Here is a 23363-nt window from a genome sequence, read left to right as displayed (position 1 = left end):
TGTCCGGTGGGTCGGATGACGGGTCCGACAGCGGAGCATACGTGTCAGGCGAAGTCCCGGCGGCGGCCCACCGGGACCGCGAGCAGGTACAGCGGCGGCAGGAGCGCGGCCGTGCACACCGTCCACAGGGCCGCGTGCGTCCCCGCGTACGTGGCGAGCAGGCCGGCGGTGAGGGCGCCGAGCGGCTGGGCGCCCCAGGAGACGAAGCGGACGGTGGCCATGACACGGGAGAGGAGCTCAGGCGGGGACTCGGTCTGGCGGTGGGTGCGGGTGGTGATCGACCCGATGACGATGCCGAAGGCGAAGCCGGCGTTGCCCAGGGCGAACCAGTACGCGTCGGCTGCGGACGTGGTCAGCGGGGCCAGCAGGGCGGCGGCGCCGCCGGTCAGCGCGGCCCCGACGAGCCCCCGGGCGGTGCCGAACCGCCGGGTCAGTCGGACCGCCACGGCGGATCCGGCGAGCGCGCCGATTCCGTCCATGGCGAGCACCAGGCCGAGTTGTACGGGCGTCAGTCCGGCCTCACGGACCAGGTAGAGGGGTGTGAGGGCGACCAGGGCGGCGCAGACGAAGTTGGTGGCGGTGGCCCAGAGCATGCAGGGCAGCATCACCGGGTGCCGCGTCACATACGTCCAGCCCTCGCGGATCAGCCGGAGGGCACCGTCGCCGGTGCGGGCGGCGGGACGGCGCTCGGGGAGGGTACGGAGCAGCACGGCGGAGAGCACGTAGCTGGCCGCGTCCACGAGGAGCGCGCCGACCGGGCCCGCGGCGTGCACGAGGAGGCCGCCTCCAGAGGGCCCTCCGGTCTCGGTGACGGCGTGCGTGCCGGACATCAGGCTGTTGCGGGCGGCGAGCTGCCGGGCCGGGACGACGGCGGGCAGAAAGGTCGAGTTGCCGATGTCGAAGAGTACGGTCGCGGCGCCGGTGACCAGCGCGGCGAGCAACAGGTGCGGGTAGCTGAGCCGGTCGAGCCACCAGGCGAGCGGGAGGGATCCGACGGCGACGAACCGTATGAGATCGAGGGTGACCTGGAGGCGGCGGAGCGGGACGCGCTGGGCGATCACTCCGGCCGGGAGGCTGAGCAGCAGCCAGGAGATCTGTCCGGCGGCGGCGAGCAGGGCGGCCTGGAGCGCGGTGGCGTCGAGGACCGTGAGGGCGACCAGGGGTAGCGCGAGGGCGGTGACGGCGGTGCCCGCGTCGCTGACGGTGGCAGCGGCCCAGTAGCGCCAGAAGACGGCCGGGGGCGAGGTCGCGTGGTGGGTGCTGCGGCGATGGTGCTCCAGGACCGTCGGTGTCTCGCTCATGCGGCGCCCACCCTCCAGTGAGTCTCTTATGGGAACTTACTTGTGCGATTGAGTTCCTATCCGGAACTGACCACATGGCGCAAGATGGTTTCCAGGACTGGACGCTGCATCCGGAGGACAGGAGACCCATGGTCAGGTCGGTGCCAGAGCGGGACGCCGCCTGTGCGATCGCGCAGGCGGCGGCGGTGGTCGGCGACTGGTGGAGCCTGCTCCTGGTGCGGGAGACCGCACGCGGGCACCACCGGTTCGACGCGCTCCAGGGGGAACTGGGGATCTCCCGCAAGGTGCTGACCGAGCGCCTTGCGCACCTGGTGGAGGCGGAGGTCCTGGAGAAGGTTCCGTATCAGAGCGGCCCGGTGCGGTACGAGTACCGACTGACGGAGAGCGGGCGGGGGCTGCTGCCCGTGCTGCTCTCGATGCAGGACTGGGCGGACCGCTGGCTGCTCGGCGACGGCTCGCTGAGCGGCACGGCCGACGAGGACAGTGCCGAGGCGCGGCGGGTGGCGGGCTTGGTGGGCGAGTGGCTGCCGCGCCTCGAACTGCCGGGGCACCGGGACGGTGAGCCGCTGGACCCGGTGGCCGAGGCTGCGGCCACCGTCCTGTTCTGCTACCCGGCGACCGGTCACCCCGGCCCGTTGCCGGACGGCTGGGCCGACATCCCGGGCGCCGTCGGCTGCACGCTGGAGAACCGGCTGTTCCGGGACGCGTACGACGACTTCCGCGCGGCGGGCGCCGAGGTACGCGGCGTGAGCACCCAACGCCCGGACGAGCAGCGGGGGTTCGCGGTCGAGGAGGGCATCCCCTTCACCCTGCTCTCGGACGTCGACCTGCGCCTCGCCGCCGCTCTGCGGCTACCGGTGTTCCGCGCCGGGCAGGCACTGCGGCTGAAGCGGGCGGTGCTGGTCGTGGACCGCGAACGCGTGGTGCGCCAGGCGCGCTTCCCGGTGACGGACATCCCGGGGGCAGTGCGCGAGGCGCTGGCGGTGGTACGGCGGGTGGCGGCGGAGAGATGACGGGTGCGGGCGCGGGGACGGCCGGGACGATCCCTCGGACAGGGCAGAGCGGCGCTCCGTACGAGGAACGACTGACCCGCCGGACACGGCCTGGTCCGTCGGCCCGGGGGCCCGGCCCGAGGGGCCCGCGTCAGGCCGCCAACGGCACGGCCCCCGCCTCCTCCGTGTCCCGCCGCCTGATCACCAGCGCCATCAGCGCCGCCACCGCGCACAGTCCGCCCGAGGCGTACCAGACCACGTCGTACGAGCCGAAGGCGTCCCGCGCGACGCCGCCGAGGAAGGCGACCAGGCCGGCGCCCACCTGGTGGGAGGCGAGCACCCAGCCGAAGACGATCGCGCTGTCGGCGCCGTACTGCTCTCGGCACAGCGCGATGGTCGGCGGCACGGTCGCGACCCAGTCCAGTCCGTAGAAGACGATGAAGAGCACCATCGGCGGGTGAACGTGATCGGACATCAGCATCGGCAGGAACATCAGGGACAGGCCGCGCAGCGCGTAATAGACGGCCAGGAGCCGCCGCGCGTCGAACCGGTCGGTGAACCAGCCGGAGGCGATGGTGCCGATGATGTCGAAGACCCCGACGACCGCGAGCAGCCCGGCCGCGGCCGTGACCGCCATCCCATGGTCGTGCGCGGCGGGCACGAAGTGCGTCTTGACCAGTCCGTTGGTGGTCGCGCCGCAGATGGCGAAGGTGCCGGCCAGCAGCCAGAAGGTGCCGGTCCGGGAGGCCTCCACGAGCGCGCGCACGGCACGCCTGGCGGCACCGCGGCGAGGCTCGGGACGCAGCTCGGGCGGGCCCTCGGCGCCGTAGGCCGCCAGCCCCACGTCCACCGGGTAGTCGCGCATGAGCAGCCAGACGAAGGGCACGACGGCGAGCGCGGCCAGTGCCACGGTGACAGCGGCCGGGCGCCAGTCGTGGTGGTCGACGATCCAGGAGAGCGACGGCAGGAAGATCAGCTGTCCGGAGGCGCCCGCCGCGGTGAGGACGCCGGTGACCAGGCCGCGCCGTTTGACGAACCACCGGTCGCTGACCGTCGCGGCGAAGGCGAGCGCCATGGAGCCGCTGCCCAGGCCCACGAGCACGCCCCAGCACAGGACCAGCTGCCAGCTCTCTGTCATGAAGACGGTGAGGACCGCGCCCGTGGCGATGACCGTGAGCGCGCAGGCGACGACCTTGCGGATGCCGAAGCGATCCATGAGCGCGGCGGCGAACGGCGCGGTGAGCCCGTAGAGAGCGAGGTTCACGGAGACCGCGAACCCGATGGTGCCGCGGGACCAGTCGAACTCCTCGTGCAACGGCTCGATGAGCAGGCCCGGCAGCGACGCGAATCCGGCCGCGCCGATGATCGTCACGAAGGCGACGGCCGCCACCCACCAGGCTCGGTGCAACGGCCGTATGCGGCGTCGGCGCGCCTTGCGGGAGCCGGGTCCGGGCGTGCGGTCACGCCGTTCGGGATGCGGGGCTGTCTGCGTCACCGACCCAGGATCGGGAATGGTCCCGTCCCGGACGAGTGGCCGGTGGGACAGCATTCATCAGGATCGGGCCATGGCGGAGGTACGCTGGGCGGCCCTGACGAGCCGGAGGGACCGTATGCCGCTGGACGACGCGACCACAGGCGGCCCGCACCGGGTCGCCGTCCTCGTACTGCCGGGAGTCATACCGTTCGAGCTCGGCATCCCGTACCGCATCTTCGGCAAGGCCCGCTCGCCCGAGGGCACACGGCTCTACGAGGTGGTCACCTGCACGCCGGAGCCCGGACCGGTGCCGACGGACGCCGATTTCACGATCATGGTCGAACGGGGTCCCGAGGCGCTCGCGGACGCGCACACCGTCGTGGTCCCCGCCTCCTACGCGCTCGGTCCCGTGTACCGCGAGGGGCGGCTGACCGAGCCGCTGGCCGGCGCGTTCGCGAGGATCCGGCCCGGCACGCGCATGATGTCGATCTGTACGGGAAGTTACGTACTGGCCGCCGCCGGGCTGCTCGACGGCCGCCCCGCCACCACCCATTGGCACAGCGCCGACCATTTCCAGCAGCTCTTCCCCTCGGTCAAGGTCGACCCTGATGTCCTGTTCGTCGACGACGGCGACGTGCTGACCTCCGCCGGGGTCGCCTCGGGCGTCGACCTGTGCCTGCACGTGGTGCGCCGCGACCACGGCGCGGCTGTCGCCAACGAGGTCGCGCGGCGCAGCGTGGTGCCGCCGCACCGCGACGGCGGCCAGGCGCAGTACATCGAGCGCCCCGTCCCGGAACTCCAGCTGGCGACCACGACGTCGGCGCGCGCCTGGGCGTTGGAGCGGCTGGACCGGCCGATCTCCCTGCGCGAGCTGGCCGAGCAGGAGGCGATGAGCGTGCGGACGTTCACCCGCCGGTTCCGTGAGGAGGTGGGGGTCAGCCCTGGCCAGTGGTTGGTGCGGCAGCGGGTGGAGCGTGCGCGGCATCTGCTGGAGTCGACCGACCTGTCGGTGGACCAGGTGGCGCGGGACGCCGGTTTCGGTACGGCGGCGTCGATGCGGCACCACCTGCAGACGGCACTCGGGGTCTCCCCGACCGCCTACCGTCGGACGTTCCGTTCCGCGGTCAGAAGGTGAGGACCGCGCGCAGCACCCGTCCGTCGCGCAGGTCCTGTACCGCTTTCGCGAAGTCCGCCACCGGATGGGTGGCGGTGACGAGTTCGTCGAGCAGCAGTCGGCCGTCGCGGTAGAGGTCGGCGTACAGCGCGATGTCGTGCTGCGGACGGGAGGATCCGTACCGGCAGCCAAGAATCGACTTGTCGAGAAAGAGGGACGTGGCGGGGAACGATGCCTCGGCGGTGCCCGCCGGGACGCCGAGCAGCACCGCCTGGCCATGCCGGTCGAGCAGGTCGACGGCCTGCCGGATGAGCCGGGTGCTGCCGACGCACTCGAAGACGTGGTCGGCCCCGGTCGGCAGGATTCGGCGGACGGCGGCGGAGGGGTCGGGCTCGGCAGAGGCGTCGATGAAGTGCGTGGCGCCGAAGCGGCGGGCCGGCTCCGCCTTGGCGGGGTTGGTGTCGACGGCCACGACGGTCAGGGCGCCGGCGATCCGGGCTCCTTGCAGCACGTTCAGTCCGATGCCGCCGACGCCGAGGACGACGACGGTGTCGCCGCGGTCGACGCGGGCGCGGTTGAGGACGGCCCCGACGCCGGTGAGTACGCCGCAGCCGAGGAGGGCGGCCGAGGCCAGGGGGACGCCCGTGGGGATCCGCACCGCCTGGACGGCCTTGACGAGGGTGCGTTCGGCGAAGGCGGAGGTGGCGGCGAACGCGTACAGCGGCTCCCCGCGCCGGGTGAACGGCCGGCCGGGTCTGCCGATGGCGGACCTGCACATGGTGGGGCGGCCGCGGTCGCAGTCGGCGCACGTGCCGCAGTTGGCGAGGGTGGAGAGCGCGACGTGGTCGCCGGGGGCGACGTGGGTGACGCCGGGGCCGGTCGCCTCGACCACGCCCGCACCCTCGTGGCCGAGGACGACGGGGGTGGGGAAGGGGATCGTGCCGTCGAGCACCGACAGGTCGCTGTGGCACAGTCCGGCGGCGGCCACGGCCACCAGGACCTCGCCGGGGCCGGGGGCGCGCACCTCCAGGTCATCGGCGACCTGGGATGCTCTGCCGTCGAAGACGACGCCTCTCATCGCCTTTCTCCTCTCTCCTGCCGGCGGGGCGGTACGGGGGCCGATCCGGGGCGGCGCCGGTGCGGGCCGGTCAGGACGTCCAGACGACCGATTGGAGTTCGGAGTAGGCGTGCAGCCCGAACGATCCGCCGTCCCGGCCGACTCCGCTGTCCTTGAAGCCGCCGAAGGGCGTCTCGGGGTGGCGCTGCACGGTGTTGATGCCGACGTTGCCGCTGCGCAGCCGGGCGGCGAGCGCCCAGGCGCGGCCGGTGTCGGCGGTGAAGAGGTAGTCGTAGAGGCCGTATGGGGTGCCGTTGGCGATCCGGACCGCTTCGTCCTCGTCGTCGAAGGGAAGGGCGACGACGACGGGTCCGAAGACCTCCTCCTGCGCGACGGTCATCGCCGGGTCGGCGTCGGTGATGAGGGTCGGCGCGGCGTAGAACCCGGACGTGACGTCGGGGCGGTGGCCGCCGGCGGCGATGCGCGCGCCCTGCTCGCGGGCTTCCGCGACATAGCCTTCGACGCGGTCGCGCTGTGCGGCGGAGATCAGCGGGCCGACGATCGTGGAGTTATCCACAGGGTCCCCGATTGTCAGTGACGCAGCGTAATCTCGGAGATCGGTGACGACCCGCTCGTACAGCGATCGATGGACGAGCACACGGGTCGGTGCCGTGCAGATCTGTCCGCTGTGGAAGGACCAGACCGAACCGACCCCCACGACCGCCGACCTGAGCACCGTGTCGTCGGCGTCTCGCAGGACGATGGCCGCGCCCTTGCCGCCCAGTTCCATCAGGGTGCGTTTCATCGACCGCCCCGCGGTCTCGGCGATCCGCTTTCCCACGGCGGTGGATCCGGTGAAGCTCACCAGGTCGGTGTCCGGGTGCGCGACGAGCGCCGCGCCCGCGTCCGGGCCCGGTCCGGTGATCACGTTGAAGGCGCCGTCGGGCAGCCCGGCCTCCTTGAGGATCGGGCCGAGTTCCAGGCACGCCAGGGGGTCCTGCGGGGCGGGCTTGGCCACGACGGTGTTGCCCATGGCGAGGGCGGGCGCGGCCTTGCCGACGAGGTTGACGAGCGGGAAGTTGTAGGAGGTGATGCAGACGACGACACCGATCGGGCGGCGGGCGGCGGCCGCGCCGATCAGCCCACCGGGGGCGAGCGGGGTGGCGCCCACCGGCTGCGGGGCGAGTGGCACGGTGGCGGGTTCGGCGGCGCCGCGCGCGTAGCGGCGGAAGCGGTCGACGGCGGTGGGCAGTTGCATGCGGGCCGTCAGCCGCAGTGTCGCGCCGGTCTCGGCCTGGAGCAGCGGCACCAGCTCGGGGGCGCGCTCGGTCAGCAGGGTGGCGGCACGATCGAGTACGGCGGCGCGCTCACGGGGGTCGGTGCGCGACCAGAGAGGGAAGGCGGTGCGGGCGGCGTCCACGGCCGCCGCGACCTCGGCCGGGGCGGCGTCGGGGGCGTGGCCGACCGGCTGCTCGGTGGCGGGGTTGACGACCGGGTAGTGGCCTCGGGCGGGGGTGTGCCAGGAGCCGTTGATCCACAGGCGGTAGGTCCTGGTCATGCCGGTGAGCCCTTCTGGTGCGCGGTCGGCGAACGGGGCGGGGCCACGGGCGGCGGCCCTGGCCGGTGCGCGGCGGGGCGGGGCTCCTTGGGCAGGTGCAGCGCGCGCTCGGCGATGACGGAGCGCTGGATCTCGTCCGAGCCGCCGTAGATGGTGTCGGCGCGGCTGAAGAGGAACAGCCGCTGGAGGGAGTCGAGTTCATAGGTCCCGTCATCGGCCCAGTCCGCCGGGCCGAGGGCCGCCGCGGCGCCGCGCACCTGCACCGCCAGTTCGCCGAGCCGCCGGTGCCAGCCGCTCCACAGCAGCTTGGCGACGCTGGGCGCGCCCTGGTCACCGGTGGCGCCGAGGGTGCGCAGGGCGTTCCAGCGCAGGGTCTGCAGCTCGGCCCACTGCCGCACGAGCCGGTCCCGCAGCACCGGGTCGCCCGCGGTGCCGGTCCGCAGGGCCAGCCGCACGACCTGGCCCAGCTCTTCGGCGAAGCCGATCTGCTGGGCGAGCGTGGAGACTCCGCGCTCCATCGCGAGCAGGCCCATGGCGACGCGCCAGCCGTGGCCCGCGCCGCCGACGAGGTGGTCGGCGCGGGCGGCCGCGCCGTCGAAGAACACCTCGTTGAACTCAGCCGTTCCGGTCAGCTGCCGGATCGGTCGGATCTCGATGCGACCTGGCTGGTCCATCGGCACAAGCAGGAAGGAGAGTCCCTGATGGCGCCTGGAGTCGGGTTCGGTACGCGCCAGGACGAAACACCAGTCGGCCTCGCCCGCCAGCGAGGTCCAGATCTTCTGTCCGGTGACACGGTAGCCGCCGTCGGCGGGGTCGCGGACGGCGGTGGTGCGCAGCGCGGCGAGGTCGGAACCGGCTTCCGGCTCGCTGTAGCCCTGGCACCACAGTTCCTCGCCGCGCGCCACGGGCGGCAGGAAGCGGGCGCGTTGGGCCTCGTCGCCGAAGGCGAGCAGGGTGGGGGCGAGGAGGTTCTCGCCGATGTGGCCGAGCCGGGCGGGGGCCTGGGCACGGGCGTACTCCTCGGCCCAGACGACCTGTTGGGTCAGGGTGGCGGCCCGGTTGCCGTAGCCGCCGTGGGCGCGGTCCCAGCCGAGGCCGATCCAGCCGGCGGCACCCAGCTGCCGCTCCCAGGCCCGGCGGCCCTGGGGGGTCGCCTCACCGGGGCGGTGTTCGGCCAGCCAGCTGCGGGCCTCGTGGCGGAACCGCTCGTCCTCCGGGCCGAATGCGAAGTCCACGACGTCTCCTCTCGCGCTGCCTCAGCTGCCGTGCGCGCCATCGGCGGGCCGGCTCGGGTCCTACGCGTTGGGGCGCTGTCCTGTCGCCGCGGCGGCGGCCATCGCGTCGAGGCGGGCCAGCATCGGCATGGGGTCGGTGCCGACCGTGCCCGGCAGGAAGTCGGCGATCTTCTCCGGGGTCCAGGTGCCGTCCGCGTATCCGGCGCGCAGTTCGCGCGGCTGCGCCCAGACCGCGATCTTGGGTCCGGCGACCGTGTAGACCTGACCGGTGATGTCCTCCGATCGGGCGCGGTCGCTGAGCAGGTAGACCACCAGGGGCGCCACGTCCTCCGGTTCGCCGATCTCCTTGAGCTCCATGGGGACTCCGGCCGACATCCGGGTACGGGCCACGGGGGCGACGCAGTTCGCCGTCACCCCGTACTTGTACAGCCCCAGGGCGGCGCTGCGGACCAGCGAGATGACGCCGCCCTTGGCGGCGGCGTAGTTGGCCTGGGCCACGCTGCCCTGGTGGTTGCCGCTGGTGAAGCCGATGAGGGTGCCGGACCGCTGGCGGCGCATCGCGGCGGCCGCGGCGCGGAAGACGGTGAAGGTGCCTTTCAGGTGGGTGGCGACGACCGGGTCCCACTCCTCCTCGGTCATGTTGAACAGCATCCGCTCGCGCAGGATGCCGGCCGCGCACACCACACCGTCGATGCGGCCGAACCGGTCCCGTGCCGTCGACACGACACGCTCGCCGCCCGCCATGGTCGACACGTCGTCCGCGACGGCCGCGGCCTCGCCGCCCGCCGACTCGATCTGCTGAACCACCGATGCCGCGATCTCACTGGCGGGTTCGCCGCCGTGGACGGCGACGCCGTAGTCGTTGACGACGACCTTCGCGCCCTCGGCCGCGCAGGCGAGCGCGACGGCCCGCCCGATGCCGCGCCCCGCCCCGGTGACGGCGACCACCTTGCCTGCCAAGAAGCTGCCCACGTCCCGTCCCCTCCCGGAGTATCTGACGGTCCGTTAGATTTTTGGGCAGACCGAGGGCGAGCACAAGCCCCCGGCCGCCTCCGAAACCCGAACGCCGGGGCGGGGAAGCGGGAATCCGAACCGAAGCGAGGAGGCTCCATGTCACTGCCGCCCGCGTTCCACGACATCGCCGAGCGCGTCAACAACTGGGGCCGCTGGGGAGAGGACGACGAGATCGGCACCCTCAACCTGATCACCGACGCCACGGTCCGGGCGGCCGCCGCGACGGTGACCCGCGGGCATCGCGTCCCGCTCGCCGTTCCGCTCCGGCACGACGGCATCCAGACCGGCATGATCCCCGGCCGGGTCAACCCCCTGCACACCATGATCGCGGTCAACACCGAGCTCTTCGGCCCCGACACGGTGGCCACCAGCGACGACACGGTGACGATGGGGCTGCAGGCCGGCACCCACTGGGACGGCCTCACGCACGTCTCGCACTCGGGGAAGATCTACAACGGCCGCCCCGCGACCTCCGTCACCGCCCATGGCCGCGCCGCGTTCAGCGGGATCGAGACCGCCCGGCACGTCGTCGCGCGCGGCGTCCTGCTGGATGTGGCCCGCGCCCGCGGCGAGAGCCGCCTGCCGGGCGGGCATGCCGTCACCCCCGAGGACCTCGCGGCGGCCGAGGAACTGGCCGGGGCGCGGGTCCGCTCCGGTGACATCGTGCTCGTGCGGACCGGGCAGATCCAGCGGTATCTGGAGGGCGACCGGGAGGCGTACGCGTTCCCCTCCCCCGGCCTGTCGATCCGCACCCCGGAGTGGTTCCATGCCCGGGACGTGGCGGCCGTGGCCAACGACACGCTCACCTTCGAGATCTTCCCGCCGGAGATCGAGGGGCTGTGGCTGGGCGTGCACGCGCTTCATCTCGTGGAGATGGGGATGCCGCAGGGGCAGAACTGGAACCTGGAGGAGCTGTCGGAGGCGTGTGCCGCCGAGCGGCGCTACACGTTCCTGCTGTCCGCCACGCCCGAGCCGTTCACCGGAGGGGCGGGGGCCCCGGTGGCCCCCGTCGCGGTCCTGTGACCCCGGCACGCGGCAGGGGCGGTGTCCGCCCGAGGGGGCAGGCGGGTCGGTCGGGCGGCGGCACGCCGATGCGCGCCCCGAGCACGGCATGGCGCGCCGCCGCCCGATCCCGACGCCGATGCCCTGGATCCGCGTCGGGCCGCGACCCGCACTCGCCGAGGAACAGCCCTGCCGGACATGGGACCGCAGGGACCTCGGCGTCCCCTCGCGACGAATCGCTGCGTCCTAGAGTGATCAGACGTGCACCGCACGTCAACACCTGGTCTGGACTTGCCTGCTCAGACGTGGTTCGCCGCGGGGTAGGACGGCTCGTAGGCGCCCGCCGCCAGCAGCGGTTCGCTGCGGTCGATCTCGCACCAGATGCGCTTGCCGGTGCCCTCGCGCTGCCAGCCCCAGCGGTCGGCCAGCCCGTCGACCAGTTCCAGCCCGCGCCCGTTGGTGGCGGCCTCGTCGGCGTGCCGCTGCCGGGGCGCGCGTGCGCTGACGTCCGCGACCTCGACCCGGACCGTGCAGGCCGGCACCTCGGCTCCGGCGGCGGCTCCGGCGGAAAGGGGCCGCACGCTCGGGGGCGGCTCGGGCAGCAGCATCCGCAGCACGGCGGGGCAGCCCGTATGCACGACAGCGTTGGTGACCAGCTCGGAAATCAACAGGATGAGCGTTTCAGCGAGCGGCTCGTCCGCGCCTATCCCGGACCCGGCGAGCCGCGAACGGGCCCACCGCCGGGCACGCCCCACCTCCGCGGGGTCGGGCCGGACCTCCAACTGCACCTGAAGCACCTGCACCGTTCACACCATCCGAACCGGCGGACACATCGCCTCGCGCCTCGAAAGGATCACGGACCGTGACTCCCTTCCGGGACAGCATGGTTGACGTACAGTCACCCCAACAAGCGCTTCGGGCATATACCAGCGCTTAGGAGTACGGGCACCGAAGACTGTGCGACGCGCACCGCGGGGAGTCGAACAGCGGGGCACCGCACCCTTCCACCCCGCGCGAGCGGGGCGCATTCGATATCCCGGCGCGACCGCAACGGCCACTCCGGGATCACTGCGCCTCGGAACCACTCGCACCCAACGGAGGGTACCCGAGGCCACCCCCGACTCCCCCCTGTAACGAGTCACACCTAGGACACAACGCGATATCAACGCTCGGTGACCTGGCGGGTCCGAGAGCATCCCGTAAGAAACGGACACCACCGATGCCACCCCACCACCACAACATTTACGTCACTTGCCGACAAATCCGACATCTTGCTCTGCCAAGAGTGCTGCGGCGAGGTGCTCTTCGGCCTCGGCCGCCGTCCCCCACAGCTCAGCCCGAACCCACGCCCGCTTGAGGTGCAGATGGACATCCGATTCCCAGGTGAAACCCATGCCGCCGTAGATCTGAAGACAGTCACGCGCGTTACGGACCGCGGCCTCGTCGGCGAGCAGTCCGGCCGCGGCGATCTCCGTCGGCGCGTCCAGGACGGCGGCGGCGTACACCGCGGCCCTGGCGACCTCCACGCGTACGAGCATCTCCGCGCACAGGTGCTGGACGGCTTGGAAGGAGCCGATCGGCCGGCCGAACTGGGTGCGCCGCCGCGCGTGCTCCACCGCCGTCTCGACGGTACGGGCGGCACTGCCGAGCTGTTGGGCGGCGCTGAGCAGCTTGGCCTCCGCGCGAAACCGCCTGGCCGCGGCTCCGGGGTCGGCGGCCGCCCCGGTCTCCTCCGGCCCGCGCGCCGCGGAGGGCTGCGGGGCGGAGAAGGCGGCAGCCGGTGGGAGGGAGCGGAGCGGCACCACGTCCAACGCGGTGCCGGGATCCACGGACCGTACGGACCGCGCCGCGCTTCGCACGACGGACGCGGGCAGTGTCCGCGTGCTCGCGCCGTCCACGGCCATGACGACGTCGGCGACGTCCAGATGCGCCACGAGCACCTCCCGGTCCGGATCGCCGCGCGCCTGCCCCAGGTCCATCGCCGTGACCGGCGTGTCGCCCTCGGCCGCGCCCGGCACGCCGCCGGCCGCCAGATGCGTCGCCACCAGCGGGCCGGGGAGCAGGGACCTTCCCGCCTCCTCGAAGACCAGCGCCGCCTCGGGCAGCCCCAGCCCGACGCCACCGTCGGCTTCGGGCAGCCGCAGGGCGAAGAACCCCGCCGCGCCCAGCTCCCGCCACACCGCGCGGACGGTTCCCTCGCCGCCCCGCGCCGGCGGCCCGGACGGCTCCCGCGCGGCGGACGCGGTGTGCCGGGCCAGCAGTTCGCGCATGCCCGCGCGCAGCGCCCGCTGGTCCTCGTCGAGCCGGAAGTCCACGGCGGCTCACCGCCCCTTCGGCAGGCCGAGGATGCGCTCGGCCACGATGTTCCGCTGGATCTGCGTCGTGCCCGCGGCGATGGTGTACGACAGCGACGACAGCCGGTCCGCGGTCCACGGGTGGTCCGCGTCCAGCGCCTGGGGGCCCAGCACCGCGGCCGCCGCGTCGTACAGCTCCTGCCGCACCTGGGCGTAGCGCAGTTTGAACACCGAGCCGCCGACCCCCGGCACGCCGCCGCCGGAGTGCTGGGCCTCGCTCACGTTCCACTGGGTCAGCCGCCACAGCGCGGTGAAGTCGGCCGCCAGCCGGCCCAGTCGCCGCCGGAGGACCGGGTCGTCCCACCGGCCGTTCGCCCGGGCGGTCCGCGCGAGCTCGCCCAGGACCCGCCGGCAGGCCACCACCTCGCCGACGAAGGCGGTGCCGCGCTCGAAGGACAGCGTCACCATGGTGACGCGCCAGCCGTCGTTCTCCGCGCCGACCCGGTTGGCGACGGGCACCGGCACCTCGTCCAGGAACACCTCGGCGAACTCCGCGGTCCCGGCGAGCGTGCGCAGCGGCCGTACCGTCACGCCGGGCGCGTCCATCGGCAGGGCGAGCCAGCTGATCCCCCGGTGCTTCGGGGCGTCGGCGTCGGTGCGGACCAGCAGTTCGCACCAGTCGGCGACCTCCGCGTGCGAGGTCCAGATCTTGCTGCCCGTCACCAGGTAGTGGTCGCCGTCGCGCACCGCCCGGGTCCGCAGGGCCGCCAGGTCGGATCCGGCCTCCGGTTCGGAGAAGCCCTGGCACCACACCTGCTCGCCGCGCAGGATCGGCGGCAGCCAGCGCGCGCGCTGCCCGGCCGTCCCCTCGGCGATGATGGTGGGCCCGGCGTGCAGCAGGCCGACGAAACCGGCGCCGACATAGGGCGCGCCCGCACGCTCGGTCTCCTCCAGGAAGATCAGGTGCTGGGTGGGGGTCGCGCCCTGCCCGCCCGCCTCGGCGGGCCAGTGGAGTCCGGCGTATCCCGCGTCGTACAGCATGCGCTGCCAGCCGCAGTCGTAACGCCGGCGCGCCGGCCAGTCCTCGGGCGCGGGCTTGGGCGGCAGCGTGGGGAGCACCGTACGCAGCCAGCGCCGCAGGCCCGCCCGGAACTCCTCCTCCGCTTCGGTGTACGCCAGGTCCATCAGCGGTCGGCGTCCAGGTTCAGGTCCAGGTCCAGGTCCAGCATCCGGATCGCGTTGCCTCGCATCAGCTTGTGGACCGTCTCGTCGTCCAGATCCCGTACGTGGTCCAGCGCGACCCGCTCGGTCTCGGGGAACGTGGAGTCGACATGCGGGTAGTCGGTCTCGAAGGTGGCGTTGTCGACGCCGACCGTGTCGAGCGCTTCGATGCCGTGCTTGTCGCGGAAGAAGCAGCAGTAGATCTGCCGGTAGTAGTAGGTGGAAGGGGGTTCGGGGATCAGGTCGCGGACACCGCCCCACGCGCGGTGCTCCTCCCACACGTCGTCGGCGCGCTCCAGGGCGTACGGGATCCAGCCCATCTGCCCTTCGGCATAAGCGAGCTTGAGCCGGGGGAAGCGGACCAGGACGCCGCTGAAGAGGAAGTCCGTCATCGAGGCCATGGCGTTGTTGAAGCTGAGCGTGGCCTGTACGGCGGGCGGCGCGTCCGGGGACGCGGCGGGCATCTGCGAGGAGGACCCGATGTGCATGCACACGACCGTCCCCGTCGCCTCGCACTCGGCGAAGAACGGGTCCCAGTAGCCGCTGTGGATGCTCGGCAGGCCCAGGCACGTCGGTATCTCGCTGAAGGTCACCGCCCGCACGCCGCGAGCGGCGTTCCTCCGGATCTCCGCGACCGCGAGGTCGATGTCCCACAGCGGGATCAGGCACAGCGGAATCAGCCGGCCCCCGCTGTCGCCGCACCACTCCTCCACCATCCAGTCGTTGTACGCCCGCACACAGGCGAGGCCGACCTCCTTGTCGCGGGCCTCGGCGAACGTCTGCCCGCAAAAGCGCGGGAAGGTCGGGAAGCACAGCGACGCCTCGACATGGTTGAGGTCCATGTCCGCCAGCCGGGCCTTCGGATCCCAGCACCCCCGCCGCATCTCCTCACGGGTGATCCCCTCCAGGGTCATCTCGTCCCGGGAGAAGCCCACGGCCGCGATGATCCGCTTGTACGGGAACAGGTCGCCCTCGTACTCCCACCAGTCCGTGAGCGGACCGTCCGGGTCGGTCGTGATCCGGTACCGCCCGCCGACGTACGCCAGCTCCCCGATGCCCGCGGTCAGCGGGCGCGGGCCCCGGTCCCGGTACTTGGCCGGCAGCCAGGTCTCGAAGAGGTGCGCGGGCTCGATCACATGGTCGTCGACGCTCACGATGCGCGGCAGCGGCTGCTTCATCGCCCATCCCTTCGGCGGCTGCTCTTGGTCACCAGCACTGGCGGTCCGGCGATTCCGGACCCAGATTCTCTGACGGTTCGTCAGATTCTCTCGTTCGAGGCTAGCCCGCGACCCCTGGACCGACAAGGCGCGGAGCCCTACGCTTCCCCACCAAATCTGACGCAACGTCAGTTCACTGGAGGTCGGTATGCCCGACAGCACACGGGGACACGGCGCCGCGACCGCGCTCGACACTTCGGCGACCTTGTGGGAACTGCTGGAGCGCCGCGCCGAACGCACCCCGGACGCCCCCGCCCTGCTCCAGGCCGCCGAATCGGCCCGGCACGATCGGAGGGTGAGCTTCGGCGCCTTGCGCGTCCGCGCCGAGCGCACCGCCGCCGGGCTCGCCGCACTGGGCGTACGCCCCGGCAGCCGTGTCGCCTGGCAGTTGCCCACCCGTGTCGAGACGGTCGTGCTGTCGCTGGCCCTGGCGCGGCTCGGCGCCGTCCAGAGCCCGCTGATCCCGTCGTACCGCGAGCACGAGGCCGGATTCGCGCTGCGCGCCGCGCGGGCGGAGTTCGTCGCCGTCCCCGGCACCTGGCGCGGCTTCGACCACACCGCCATGGCCCACCGCCTCGCGGCCCGGCTGCCCACGCCGCCCCGCGTCTTCGCGGCGTACGACACGCTGCCCGAAGGCGACCCCGCGCTGCTGCCGCCGCCGCCCGCCGACGGCACGGCCGTGCGCTGGATCTACTGGACCTCCGGCACCACCGCCGACCCCAAGGGCGTGCTGCACACCGACCGGAGCCTCATCGCCGCCGGGTCCTGCCTGGCCCGTGCGCTGCGGCCGGGGCCGGACGACGTGGGGTCGATGGCGTTTCCGTACGCCCACGTCGCCGGGCCCGACTACACGGTGATGCTGCTGCTGTGCGGCTTCCCCGCCATGTTGCTGGAGCACTTCGCGCTGCCCGGCGCCCTCGCCGCGTACCGTCGGCACGGCGTCACGATCGCGGGCGGCAGCACGGCCTTCTACTCGATGTTCCTGGCCGAGCAGCGGAAGGCTCCGGGGCGCCCCCTCCTGCCCGCCCTGCGGCTGCTGGCGGGCGGCGGCGCCCCGAAGCCGCCCGAGCTGTACCACGAGGTGGTCCGCGAACTGGGGTGCGGGCTCACGCACGGCTACGGCATGACCGAGGCACCCATGATCACCATGGGGGCGCCGGACGACGCACCGGACCGGCTCGCCACCACCGAGGGACGGCCGCCCGCGGAGATGGAGATCCGGGTCACCGGCCGGGACGGCGCGGTCCTGCCCGCGGGCGAGGACGGGGAGATATGGCTGCGCGGGGAGGCCGTCTGCGCCGGATACCTCGATCCCGCACAGACCGCCGAGGCGTTCGACGCCGACGGCTTCCTGCGCACCGGGGACCTGGGGCATCTCACCGAGGACGGCTATCTCGTCCTGACCGGCCGGGCCAAGGACATCATCATCCGCAAGGGGAGAACATCTCGGCCAAGGAGATCGAGCAGCTGCTGTACGGGCATCCGGACGTGCGGGACGCCGCCGTCATAGGACTGCCGGACGCGGCCCGCGGCGAACTGGTCTGCGCCGTCGTCGAACAGCCCCCGGGCGCCGCGCCGCTCACCCTCGACGCCGTCACGACGTACCTGCGCGGGATGGGGCTGGCCGGGCACAAGATCCCGGAACGGCTGGAGGTGGTGGAGGGGCTACCGCGCAACGACACGTTGCGGAAGGTGCTCAAGTACAAGCTGCGGGAGCGGTTCGGGGGTGACGCGCGGGGCCGGGATGCGCCGCCCTCGGGCAGATGACCGGGTCGCGGTGGCGTCTTCGGCGCGTCAGTCGGCGGTGGTGGCGGCGTACGTGGCCGCCGCCTGCTCGGCGAAGCGTGCCACGGCGCGGTGTTCGTCGCTCGGGCCGATCACCTGGACGACGTGGTAGCGGCCGTTCAGCAGCATCGCGGCGTTGCGCGCGCAGACCTCGCGCCCGCCGCCGTCCCGCCACCGGAACTCGCCCTCGGCCATCGCCGTCTCCCCGACGTCGGTCCGGCGCAGCCCGGAGGCCGAGGCCCAGGAGGCGGCGCGGTAGGCGGCCAGTTCGGGCTCGTGGGACTGCTGGTACGCCATCGGGTCGGCGCCGAACTCGGCCGCCGCGTCCCGTCCGGGCACCACGATCAGCTCGAACGCGCCGCGCACGTAACGGATCTGACCGCGCTGGTTCTCGGGGCGGCGCTGCCACGTCTCGTGGACCGCGACCTGGAAGCCCGCGGGGTCCTTGCGGACGGCGAACCCCTCGGCCAGGTCGGCGCGCTGGGTGGACTGGGGTGACGTGGCGGCGCCTTCGCCGTTCGCGCCTCCCCCGCTCGCCGCGCGCCCCTCGTCCTTCGTGGAGCCGTCGCCCTTGGCGGAGGTCGAGGCCGACGCGCCCGCCGGACCCGTGTCCCGCCGTCCCTCGTCCTGCTCCGCCTTGGGCATGAACAGCATCGCGAAGGCCAGGCCGGCGACCAGCAGCAGAAGGATGGCCAGGAGCAGCACCCGGCCGAGGTTGCGCGGGCCGCGCTCCCGCCCCAGCCGGGGCTCGCGCGGACCGTGCGTCATACGAGGCTCACGGGGGCCGCGAGCCATACGGGCCTCACGGGGTTCGCGGTGGGCCCTGGTCGCGTCGTGCGCACGCTCATCACGCGGCGGCCGGGCGCGCTTGTGACGCCCGTGCGGGCCGACCGGTACGGCCGACCCCCGGCTCCTGCCCCAACCCCGGCCCCGGCCCCGGCCCCGGCGCACGAGCCAGCCGCGGCGGCGCACCACGGGCAGCCGCGCCGGGTCGGAAGGCCCGCTGGCGCCGGACGCCGGGACCACGACCGTACGGCTGCCGACGTCCGGCTCCGGCGCGGTACGGATCACGCCGCGCAGCCAGCCGCGCAGCGACTCGAAGTCGGGCCGCTCCGCCGGGTTCCGGCGCATCAGCGACTCGACGACGGGGCGCAGCACGCCGCATTCGTCGGCGTACGCGGGCGCGCGGGAACCCACCAGCCGCACCAGCTCCGCCGCGTTCTCCTCGGGGTACGGGGCATGGCCCTGGACCGCCCGGAAGAGCAGCGCACCGACCGCCCAGAGGTCGGCGGCGGGGCCGACGGGGGACACCGGCGCCCCGTCCGGGTACGGCGTACCGGCCTGCTCCGGCGCCCAGCGCTCGGTGACCGCGCCGATGACGACGATCCGCGCCTCCCGGGCCCGTTCCGCGGCCCGCGCGGCGGCCCGCTCGGCACCGGGCCCGTCCGCCGGCCCCTGGCTCACGCCCTCTTGGCCCGCTCTGCCGCCCGGCACCGCGTGACCGCCGTCCGCGGGACCACGCGCGCCACCCGGCCCGGCGCCGAGGCCAGCGCCCGCGCCGATGGCAGCGTCCGCGCCCGCGCCCGGGCCTATGGCAGCGTCGCGTGCCGCGTGTGAGTGCCGCGTCTCGTGTGACTCGCGTGGCGCGGGGACGCCGCCCGCCGGGCCCTGGTCGCGGTACAGCGGCCCGCGCGCGGCCCCGGCCGCGCCGACCACCCCGGCGCGGCCGGCGCTGCCGGCGCCCGCAGCGGGCTGGGGTCTCGTGGGAGACGGCGGGGAGAGCGGTTGCAGCGGCTCGGCCGGGCGCGGGTCGTACCCGCACAGGGCCTCTTGCGCCGCGCCCGCCGCCAGCCCCGTCAGCATGGCGCGGCCGTCATCGCAGATCAGGACCGTACGCGCGGTGATGTTGCGGTGGATCCAGCCGTGGGCGTGCAGGGCGCGCAGCGCGGTCAGGACATCCGCGGCGATCTCGGCGGCGCGGTGCGGGCTCAGCGGTCGCCCGGCGAGGAGCGCGGCGAGCGGGCGCCCGGCCACGAACTCGCTGACGATCCACAGGCTTCCGGCCTCCGCGAAGACGTGGAAGACCTGGTCGAGGCGCGGATGGTCGGGAATCGCGGCGGCGGCGGTCGCCGCGTCGATCGCCCGCCGTACCAACGGGTCGTCACTGCCGCGCGCCGCGCGGACGGTCCGCGGGGAGCGGCCGCCGCCGGGGCGCTCTCCCGGGTCGCCGACCACCTCCGCCTCGACGACCTCCGGCAGCGGGATCTGCCGGACCAGCACTTCCTGTCCGCTGTAGGTGTCAAACGCGCGTGTCTCGGCCGGTTCGTGCGGTTCGTGCGCGTCGGATGGCGGGAGCGGCAGCCGGTAGCGGTCCGCCAGTATCCGTCCCGCGTAGTCGTCCACGACGCCTCACCCTCGCGCTCCCCGGCAACCGCGTCAATTCCGGTCGATTTTCTGTCGATTGCGGTCTATTGCAGCCGAGTCTGGTTCAGTTCACGGCCTCTCACGATACGTGCCGAAGGCCGGGATGCCGAGTGGAGTGCCTGAGGACGCCGAGTGGAGTGCCCGAGGACACCGGGCGCAGTGTCCGGGGGCGTCGTGCGGAGTGCCCGAGGGCCCGCGCCGAGTGCTCGAGGGCGCCGCGTCGCGGGTCCGGCGGTTCCTAGTCCACCACCCGGAACGTACGGAACGCCGTCTTCTGGAGGGTCCGGCACTCCTCCTCGTCCCACTTGCCCCGTTCGCAGGTGATCATGATGGCGTAGCCGTGGTCGTCGTCCACCTTGAAGCCGCGGTTGAGCACCCGTACCGTCTCGCCGCGCTGCTCGCGCTCGAACCGCCAGTCGGCGACGGTGGGGTACTTCCGCCAGTCGAGCGGGGCGATCCCCAGGCCCCGGTACCCGGACATGGTGCTCTTGGCGCCCGGCTCGGCGGCGCGCCAGGCGGCGGCCGCGTCCGACTTCGGCCTGTCGTTGAAGTCGACCTGTATCCGGGGGAACTCGGCGTCGCCGCGGTAGATACGGCCCCCGCTGTAGCCCGGTATCCCGTGCCCGGACCAGCCCTTGGGCAGCGCCATCTCGAAGTGGTGCCGGTCGTCGGTGAGCCGCCGGTAGCCGTCCGGCAGCGCGCCCTTGCGGGCCGCGTCGTCCGCCTTGTCCTCTGCGTCGTCGCCCTCGTCGTCGTCCGCGCCCTGCTCGGCGCCGTCCGCTCCCGTGCCGCCCTGGCCCGATTCCTGTGGTGTACCCGACGTGCCCGGCCCAGCCGACGTACCGGTGTCCTTCTTGCCGTCCCCGTCGGTGCCGCCGGCCCCGGCCGAGGTGCCCGGGGAATCCTTCTTGCCGCTGTCTGCCTTGTCGTCGTTGCTCAGCGCGAACGCCAGCACCGTGCCGAGGACGGCGAGCGCCACCACGACCGCGACGATGACCAGCGTGCGGCGCGGCACCACGTCCGTGATCGAGGCGCGCGGCGGCGTGGGCGGGGCGCCCAGCAGGGTGGCGGACGCCGCCTTGGACTCCCTCGGCGGCTTGGGCTGCTTGGCCGGCTTGGGCTGCTTCGCCGGCTTCGGCGGATTGGCCTGCCGCTGCTGCTGGGGCGGCGCCTGCGCGGCCGCCGCGTTGCGGACCGACCGCAGGGCGCCGCGCACCCGATCGGCCGGTTCCGGTCCGGTGGGCGGCTGCGCGGGAGTGTGCGCGGGCGGGGGCGGCGCGGACGGCAGCGTCATGGTCCGCGTGGCCTCGGCGGCGAGAGGCGCGCCCGCCCCGTCCTCCGGAGCGGCCAGCGCCGCCTTCAGCAGCGCCCGCGCGCCCGCGTCGTCCAGCCGCCGCTCGGGGTCCTTGTTGAGCAGCCCGTAGATGACCTCTTCCAGCGCACCGGCGTTCTTCGGCCGGTCCAGGGGTTCGGTCATCACGGCGGTGAGCGTGGCGATGGCCGTGCTCTTGTCGTACGGAGGCACGCCCTCCACCGCCGCGTACAGCAGTCCGCCGAGCGACCACAGGTCGGCGGGCGGCCCCGGCTTGTGGCCGCGCGCCCGCTCCGGCGAGATGTAGGAGGGGGCGCCGACGAGCATGCCGGTGGAGGTGACCGACGGGTCGCCCTCGACCTGGGCGATGCCGAAGTCGGTGAGCACGACCCGGCCGTCGTCGGAGATCAGCACGTTGGACGGCTTCACGTCGCGGTGCAGGATGCCCTCGCGGTGCGCGGCGCGCAGCACGTCGAGGACGGCGAGGCCGACCTCGGCGGCCCGGTGCGGGGTCAGCGGGCCGTCGTCGCGCACGGCGTCGGCGAGCGAGCGGCCCTCGATCAGCTCCATGACGATCCACGGCCGGTCGTCCTCGTCGACCACGTCGTAGACCGTGACGGCGCCGTTGCTGCGGATCCGGGCGATGGCCTTGGCCTCGCGCAGCGTCCGCGTGATCAGCCGCCTCTTCTCGTCCTCGTCGACGCTGGACGGGAACCGCAGTTCCTTGACCGCGACCGTACGGCCCAGGGTCTCGTCCACGGCACGCCAGACCGTGCCCATGCCGCCCCGGCCGAGGACCTCTCCGAGCCGGTACCGCCCTGCGAGGAGGCGCCCGGTGGTGTCCTGCGTCTGCTCCGCCTCCGACATGCGACCCCTCTGAACTTCTGCGACCTGACCCACCCTGGCAGGGCGCCCATTGTCCCCCATCCGCGGACTGGTGGAAGTCCCGGGTCCGGAGGCGGTGGAGCGGGCACGGAAGGACCTGGCAGGATCGGGGAATTGGCCTCGGACGGAGAGACGGGGGTGGAGCGATGCCGGTCCGGTGCCGGTCGGCGCTCGCCGCCGTTCGGAGGAGGGTCCTGACGACGGCCCGGAGGACCGCCCGGACGGCGCTCCTGACGACGGCCCGGACGACAGCCGTGACGACAGCTCTGGCGACGGCCTTGACGGCGGCAATGGCCGCCGGGGCACTGGCCGGGTGCGGCGCCGGAGCCGGGCCTTCCGGCTCCAGTACACGGACGCTGCCGCACGGGAAGCGCGCCCCGGAGCCCGGCGGCGCGGACCTGTCCGGGCCGCTGCGGCGGCTGCTGACGGCGAGCCGGGCTCCGGGCGGCGCGGTGCTGGTACGGGCCGACGGCCGCACCCGTTACACGGCGGCCGGCACGTCGGACGTCCACACCGGGCGCGGCGTCCGGCGCGCGGACCGCTTCCGCGGCGGCAGCCTGACCAAGACGTTCGTGGCGACGGTCGTCCTCCAGCTCGCGGCGGAGGACCGGCTGGGACTGGACGACCGGGTGACACGCCATCTGCCGGGCGTGCTGGGCGGCGGTGGAGGCACGGAGGGCGCGGGCGGGCACGGGCTCGGGCGAAGCATCACGATTCGTCAGCTTCTCAACCACACCAGCGGGCTCTTCGACTACACCCGGGACCGAGCGCTGGCCCGAGAGCTGTTCGGGGAGGGCTTCGCCCGGCACCGGTTCGAGACCCGTACGCCGGAGGAACTGGTGCGGACCGCGCTCGCGCACCGGCCGGCCTTCGACCCGCCCGGCACCGGCTGGCGCTACTCCAACACCGACTACCTGGTGCTGGGCATGGTGATCGAGAAGGTCACCGGGCACGACTACGCGGACGAGGTCCGGCGCCGGATCATCAAGCCCCTCCGCTTGAAGGGCACATCCTTTCCCGGCACCCGCAGCACCCTGCCCGCACCGCACGGCCGCGCGTACACCACGGCCGCCGGCAGCGCGCCGCGCGACGTCACCGACCTGAACCCCTCCGCGGCGGGGGCGGCCGGCGAGGTGGTCTCCACGCTGGACGACCTGAGCCGGTTCTACGGCGCGCTGCTGGGCGGCGAGGTCCTCGGCGCGCGGCAGCTGAGACTGATGCTGGACACCACCGGCACATACGACCAGTACGGCATGGGGCTGTTCCCGATCCCCCTGGCCTGCGGAATCCTGTGGGGCCACAACGGCGTCATCAACGGCTCGTCCGCGCTCGTGGCGAGCAGCCGCACCGGCGGGCACGTGCTGGCCTACCACCTCAACACCGACGCGGCCGCGGGCCGCGATGCGGAAAGGGCACTCCTGCGCGCCGAGTTCTGCGGTCAGCCGAGGTCGACCGGCCCGTAGCGGGCGGCCGCCGCT

Annotated in this window: 16 protein-coding genes and 1 pseudogene; 5 read left to right on the top strand and 12 right to left on the bottom strand. The window is 73.5% G+C overall.

Translation table 11 applies throughout. The annotated features are described in order from the left end of the window. Positions 1 to 44 precede the first annotated feature (44 nt). A complete protein-coding gene (locus Q3Y56_RS21195; RefSeq protein WP_304463437.1) occupies positions 45 to 1301 on the bottom strand; it encodes an MFS transporter in 1257 nt (418 codons plus the stop codon). Positions 1302 to 1429: 128 nt separating this feature from the next. Between Q3Y56_RS21195 and Q3Y56_RS21190 the strand changes: the two genes are divergently transcribed. Next, entirely contained in the window at positions 1430 to 2314 is an 885-nt protein-coding gene (locus Q3Y56_RS21190) for a winged helix-turn-helix transcriptional regulator (RefSeq protein WP_304465714.1), read from the top strand. Between the two features lie 130 nt (positions 2315 to 2444). Here the strand turns inward: Q3Y56_RS21190 and Q3Y56_RS21185 are convergent, their stop codons facing one another. Further along, on the bottom strand, positions 2445 to 3788 hold the full coding sequence (locus tag Q3Y56_RS21185; protein WP_304463436.1) for an MFS transporter: 1344 nt from the start codon (positions 3786 to 3788) through the stop codon (positions 2445 to 2447). A gap of 115 nt (positions 3789 to 3903) precedes the next feature. On the opposite strand from Q3Y56_RS21185, the gene Q3Y56_RS21180 reads away from it, so the two are divergent. Continuing rightward, entirely contained in the window at positions 3904 to 4902 is a 999-nt protein-coding gene (locus tag Q3Y56_RS21180; protein ID WP_304465713.1) for a GlxA family transcriptional regulator, read from the top strand. Here Q3Y56_RS21180 and Q3Y56_RS21175 read toward each other — a convergent pair. The 4 genes from Q3Y56_RS21175 to Q3Y56_RS21160 all read right to left on the bottom strand — a co-directional run bounded on the left by Q3Y56_RS21175 (position 4892) and on the right by Q3Y56_RS21160 (position 9703). Next, the gene (locus Q3Y56_RS21175; protein ID WP_304463435.1) at positions 4892 to 5959 is read right to left on the bottom strand and encodes a Zn-dependent alcohol dehydrogenase; all 1068 of its coding nucleotides are present in this window, start codon (positions 5957 to 5959) and stop codon (positions 4892 to 4894) included. The genes Q3Y56_RS21180 and Q3Y56_RS21175 overlap by 11 nt on opposite strands. A gap of 70 nt (positions 5960 to 6029) precedes the next feature. Beyond that, positions 6030 to 7496, bottom strand: coding sequence for an aldehyde dehydrogenase (locus Q3Y56_RS21170; RefSeq protein WP_304463434.1), 1467 nt, complete (start codon positions 7494 to 7496; stop codon positions 6030 to 6032). After that, positions 7493 to 8731 carry an acyl-CoA dehydrogenase family protein gene (locus Q3Y56_RS21165; protein ID WP_304463433.1) on the bottom strand — a complete coding sequence of 413 codons (1239 nt, stop codon included), beginning with the start codon at positions 8729 to 8731 and terminating at the stop codon, positions 7493 to 7495. The genes Q3Y56_RS21170 and Q3Y56_RS21165 overlap by 4 nt, the downstream gene beginning before the upstream one ends. 60 nt (positions 8732 to 8791) lie before the next feature. Next, positions 8792 to 9703 carry an SDR family oxidoreductase gene (locus Q3Y56_RS21160; protein ID WP_304463432.1) on the bottom strand — a complete coding sequence of 304 codons (912 nt, stop codon included), beginning with the start codon at positions 9701 to 9703 and terminating at the stop codon, positions 8792 to 8794. A gap of 138 nt (positions 9704 to 9841) precedes the next feature. Between Q3Y56_RS21160 and Q3Y56_RS21155 the strand changes: the two genes are divergently transcribed. Then, the gene (locus tag Q3Y56_RS21155) at positions 9842 to 10768 is read left to right on the top strand and encodes a cyclase family protein (RefSeq protein WP_304463431.1); all 927 of its coding nucleotides are present in this window, start codon (positions 9842 to 9844) and stop codon (positions 10766 to 10768) included. A gap of 278 nt (positions 10769 to 11046) precedes the next feature. Here Q3Y56_RS21155 and Q3Y56_RS21150 read toward each other — a convergent pair whose 3' ends face one another. The 4 genes from Q3Y56_RS21150 to Q3Y56_RS21135 all read right to left on the bottom strand — a co-directional run bounded on the left by Q3Y56_RS21150 (position 11047) and on the right by Q3Y56_RS21135 (position 15440). Further along, positions 11047 to 11550: an ATP-binding protein gene (locus Q3Y56_RS21150; protein ID WP_304463430.1), complete on the bottom strand. Its 504-nt coding sequence runs from the start codon at positions 11548 to 11550 to the stop codon at positions 11047 to 11049. 444 nt (positions 11551 to 11994) lie between these two features. After that, positions 11995 to 13062 (bottom strand): acyl-CoA dehydrogenase family protein, encoded by a 1068-nt coding sequence (locus tag Q3Y56_RS21145; RefSeq protein WP_304463429.1) that lies wholly within the window; start codon positions 13060 to 13062, stop codon positions 11995 to 11997. A 6-nt stretch (positions 13063 to 13068) separates the two neighbouring features. Continuing rightward, the gene (locus tag Q3Y56_RS21140) at positions 13069 to 14226 is read right to left on the bottom strand and encodes an acyl-CoA dehydrogenase family protein (RefSeq protein WP_304463428.1); all 1158 of its coding nucleotides are present in this window, start codon (positions 14224 to 14226) and stop codon (positions 13069 to 13071) included. Beyond that, on the bottom strand, positions 14226 to 15440 hold the full coding sequence (locus Q3Y56_RS21135) for an amidohydrolase family protein (protein ID WP_304463427.1): 1215 nt from the start codon (positions 15438 to 15440) through the stop codon (positions 14226 to 14228). Before Q3Y56_RS21135 ends, Q3Y56_RS21140 begins: the two co-directional genes overlap by 1 nt. A gap of 187 nt (positions 15441 to 15627) precedes the next feature. Between Q3Y56_RS21135 and Q3Y56_RS21130 the strand changes: the two are divergent. Then, a pseudogene (locus tag Q3Y56_RS21130) lies at positions 15628 to 17246 on the top strand (class I adenylate-forming enzyme family protein). A 27-nt stretch (positions 17247 to 17273) separates the two neighbouring features. Here Q3Y56_RS21130 and Q3Y56_RS21125 read toward each other — a convergent pair. Further along, entirely contained in the window at positions 17274 to 19667 is a 2394-nt protein-coding gene (locus Q3Y56_RS21125) for a protein kinase (RefSeq protein WP_304463426.1), read from the bottom strand. A 259-nt stretch (positions 19668 to 19926) separates the two neighbouring features. Then, complete coding sequence (locus Q3Y56_RS21120; protein WP_304463425.1) at positions 19927 to 21867, bottom strand: serine/threonine-protein kinase; 1941 nt, start codon at positions 21865 to 21867, stop codon at positions 19927 to 19929. 272 nt (positions 21868 to 22139) lie between these two features. Between Q3Y56_RS21120 and Q3Y56_RS21115 the strand changes: the two genes are divergently transcribed. After that, complete coding sequence (locus tag Q3Y56_RS21115; RefSeq protein WP_304463424.1) at positions 22140 to 23348, top strand: serine hydrolase; 1209 nt, start codon at positions 22140 to 22142, stop codon at positions 23346 to 23348. The last annotated feature ends 15 nt before the right edge of the window (positions 23349 to 23363 follow it).

It is taken from the genome of Streptomyces sp. XD-27 (assembly GCF_030553055.1).
Taxonomy (GTDB): Bacteria; Actinomycetota; Actinomycetes; order Streptomycetales; family Streptomycetaceae; genus Streptomyces.
The sequence above is the reverse complement of the archived record's forward strand: the minus strand, read 5'-3'. Positions and strand labels throughout refer to the sequence as shown.